At 35.0% G+C, this 4,196-nt stretch carries 2 protein-coding genes and 1 pseudogene; all 3 read left to right on the forward strand.

Annotated elements, in window-relative coordinates:
- On the forward strand, window positions 1–864 hold an 864-nt coding region (locus U881_RS0103085; RefSeq protein WP_024652992.1), incomplete at its 5' end, for a variable large family protein.
- A gap of 582 nt (window positions 865–1,446) precedes the next feature.
- Window positions 1,447–2,512: pseudogene (locus U881_RS10745) on the forward strand (variable large family protein).
- Between the two features lie 456 nt (window positions 2,513–2,968).
- Window positions 2,969–4,000, forward strand: a complete 1,032-nt coding sequence (locus U881_RS0103095; protein ID WP_024653182.1) for a variable large family protein — start codon at window positions 2,969–2,971, stop codon at window positions 3,998–4,000.
- Window positions 4,001–4,196: the final 196 nt, after the last annotated feature.

Genomic DNA, 4,196 nt, shown 5'->3' on the forward strand with positions numbered 1-4,196 from the left:
GCATTTGGGGATATGGTGAGTGGGACATTGGGGATAAAGGCAGAAACGAAAAAGAGTGATATAGGGAAGTATTTTATTGATATTGAGAAGACTATGGTATTAGTGAAGAATAAATTAAACACTTTAGTTGCAGAAAATGGTAATTATCCAAAAGTGAAAGAAGTAGTTGAGCAATTTATTAGTGGGATATTAGATAAAATTGCAGAAGGAGCAAAAGAAGCATCGAAAGGGGCTACAACTGATATTGCTATAGGAAATGCTGAACAAAATAAAGACGCTAAACCTGGAGAAGTATCAAGTGTAAACGCACTAGTTAAAGGAATTAAAACAATAGTTGATGTGGTGTTAAAGGATAAGGGAAGTGCAGAAGTAAATAAGACTGAAGAAAATGAAAGGAAATCAGTTGGGAATTTGTTTGCTAAAGGAAGTGCTAATGATGGAACAGAAGCACAAGCTGCAGCCGCAAGTGCATCAGTAGGAGCAGTAAGTGGAGCTGATATCTTGCAAGCTATATCAAAGTCAGGAGATGCTGATACTAATAAAGGTATTAATCAAGTAACTAATGCAGCTGAAATTGCAGTTGCTAAGAATGATTCTGGTACTAAAACTCTTGATGCAGCAAAGAAAGATGCGGTAATAGCAGGAGGTATAGCATTGCGGGCAATGGCAAAGGATGGTAAATTTGCGGCTAAAAATGGTGAAGAGAAATCAGCTCATGCAGTAAATGGAGCAGTAGCAAGTGCAGTAAACAAGACACTCAGTATTCTTATGATTGCGATAAGAAATACAGTTGATAGTGGATTAAAAGAGATAAATAAAGCACTAGCTAAGGTAAACAAGAAGATAAATCTTCAGAAGCGTTAGCTAGTGTACAACGATAGATAATTGTATAAAATTAAGTAAAAAATTATTTAAAGGGAACACTTCTCTTATTTTTTGTGTAGATATATAGGGAAGATGTTTTCTTGTTAAATTAAGTGATTTAATATATTTTTTTATCTTTTTTATTAAGTATTAATTTATCATGTTTGCATTTCATTTGTTTTGAATTTATTCATTTTTATGGCGTTTTTTCTGTTGGAGTAAAGTTGATAGAAATAGAAGGAGAGACTTATAAAAGAAGAGAAGGGAACTTATAAAAAGAGAAGGAAGGAATGATAAGAGAAGGAAGGAATGATAAGAGAAGGAAGGAATGATAAGAGAAGAGAAGGAAGTATGTATTCTGAGTAACTTTTTTTAGAAGGAAGGAGAGCTTATTTAGGAGAGCTTAGTGAGATGAGCTTATTTAGATGAGCTAGAGAGAAAAGGGAAGAGAAGGGAGCTTTAGATGATTAAGGATTTAAAGATTGGGGGGGTTTTTAAAGAGTTGATTAAGGAGGGAAAATTATGATGAGAGGAATTAGAGGAATAAAAGATAAAGAAGAAATTAGAGGGGGTAGTGGGAAGATGAAGAAGGTTATCAAAAGAAGTTTGCTTATTATTATGATTTTGGGAGTTATGGGATGTAATAGTGGGTTGATAGAGGAGAAAGAGGGATTAGAGAAGAGGAATAGTTTTTTAGATTCTTTAGTTAAGATTGGGCAAGGGTTTTATGAGATTTTTGGCGTTTTTGAGAATGCTATTGGGGATGCATTAGGGCTTACTGCTGTTAAATCGGGGGATAAGAGAGATAAGGTAGGGAACATTTTAAGAAGATAGGAGATGGACTTACTGCAACTAAGAATAAGTTAAACGAGCTATCAAGTGAAATCTCTGATGTTAAGAATTCTGAGGGAAGTACAATTAGAGTGGTGAATGATGCAATTAAAGGTGCAAATGATGTTTTGGACAAACTAATTGGCGCTGTAGCTAAACTTGCTGTTGCTACTGGTAATACTGATCTTGCTGATGCTAATACCGATTCTGCTGCTGCTGGTGCTGAGGAAGCTAGTGTTAAAACTTTCATTGAAAGTGTAAATGCAATTATTGATACATCGAAAAAATCTGGAGTAGAAATCAGATTTGGAACTGCTGGTGGGCAAGTAACTGCTTCTAATCAAACTTCTGCTGTACTTGGAGGTAATGCTCAAGCTAATGCTGGTTCTAAATTAGCAGACGAAGTGGCTAAGGCCGATCCATGGGCAATGATAGATAAGATTAAAAATGCTAAGACTTCTGCTGCTCAGCTTGTTGGTTCTGGCGATGCTGGAGAACTTGCTACAGGTGGTAATGCTTCAAATGCTGCTGGCAATAATGGGGCACCCCTTGCAAAGACCAATGCAGATTTAGCAGCAGCTGTTGCTCTTAAAGCCATGACTAAGAGTGGTAAATTTAGTGTTAATGGTGCAGATACTGAAATAGTTAAAGCAGCAGTTGCAAGTGCAGTAACAAGGTATTAGGGATACTTGATGTAATCATTGAGAAAACAGTAGCAATAAATTTAGGTAAAGTAAGGGAAGCAGTTAAGGGAATAAAATATTCTGCGACTTCGGAAGAACCTGAAGCTAATGGAGTTGGTACTGCTATTAAATAAGTAATAATCAAAAAGAAAGAAAGAAACTAAATATTAAGGTTAATTAAGGGAAGCATTTTTCTATTGATGTAGGATAGTTATTTTCCTTCTTTGCATTTTAGTATGTCTTATTAAACATTTCTTATTTGTTCATTTAACGAGAGAATTTCGATTTATATATCATTTGTTTTTATTGCGTTTTTGCTGGTGGAGTAATGTTAATAGAAAAAGGAATAGACGCTTCTTAATGAAAGAGAGAAGATAAATTTTTTTTATTAAGAGAAAAGATAATAACTTTATTTTAAAGAGAGAGAATAGTTTTTTTAGAATAAAGGAAGTCTTATTTGGGAGAGAAAGGGAAGAGAAGGGGGCTTTAGATGATTAAGGATTTAAAGATTGGGGGGAATTAAAGAGTAGTTAAGGAGGGAAAATTATGATGAGAGGAATTAGAGGGATAAAAGGGAAGAAGAAATAGAAATGAGAGGGGGTAATGGGAAGATGAGAGGAGTGATCAAGAGAAGTTTGCTTATTTTTATGATTTTGGGAGTTATGGGATGTAATAATGGAGTAGCGGAGCTAGAAAAGAAGAATGAGTTTTTACAGGCTTTAGTTAGTTTGGGAAATGATTTTGTCAGTGTTTTCACTTCTTTTGGCGATATCGTTTGGAGTGTATTGGGATTAAATTTGGAGAGTAAGAAATCGGATGTGGGGAAATATTTTAAGAAAGTTCAGGATACTGTGCAAGGGAATCCGAATGCGGCGGGAGTAGAGAGTGAAGTAAAGAAATTTGTTAGTGAGACTCTTGATAAGATAATTGGTGGAGCAAAGACTGCTAGTGAGGCTATTGGTACTGATGGTGATGAACTAATTGGTAATGTTGCTGCTGGTGGTAATGCTGGTACTGGTAATGGTGTTAAGGGTGATAATGTTGATAGTCTAGTGAAGGGAATTAAAGATATTGTAGATGTTGTACTTAAAGGCAAAGGTAAATATGATGCTGGTAATAGTAAAAAAGCTGAGGATTTTTCTGCTGAAAGAACTGCTCAAGCTGCTAATGGTGAGGCAGGAAAATTATTTGCTGCTGATGCAGATGCTGCTGCTAATGCAAAGAAGTCAGCGGCAGATGCAGCAAAAGCAGTTGGAGCAGTAACTGGTGTTGATATACTGCAAGCTATATCTAAAGATGATGGTGCTGCTAAATTAGCGAAAAATAATGATGGTAATGCTGGTGCTGTCCCTAAAGATGCAACTATAGCAGGAGGTATTGCATTGAGAGCAATGGCTAAGAATGGTAAATTTGCGAATGCTAATGCTGCTGATGCTACTAATGCTAATGTTGCTATTTCAATTCAAGGAACATCAATAAGTGCAGTTACTAAGGCATTAGATATATTAACAGTAGCAATAAGAAAAACTATTGGTTCAGGACTTCAGGCAGTTAAGGAAGCAATGAAAATTAATCCTGAAAATACTCCTTTAACTACAGAGTCTGGTACTGCTATTAAATAGATATAAATAAATTAGATAATAAAGTTATTTAAGGGAAACACTTTTTTCTTTCTGTAGGAGAATTGTTTTCCTTTTAGTATATCTTATTAAACGTTTATCGTTTCTTAATTTAACAGAATAATTTCAATTTGTATATCATTGATTTTTATTTACTAAGATTATGCTTGTAGTGATGATGGGATGTAATAGCTTGAAT

This window comes from Borrelia persica No12 (genome assembly GCF_000500045.1).
Classification (GTDB): Bacteria; Spirochaetota; Spirochaetia; order Borreliales; family Borreliaceae; genus Borrelia; species Borrelia persica.

Excerpts from the sequence above, each read along its gene's own strand:
- U881_RS0103095 (WP_024653182.1), top strand. The coding sequence starts at position 2,969 with ATGAGAGGGGGTAATGGGAAGATGAGAGGAGTGATCAAGAGAAGTTTG.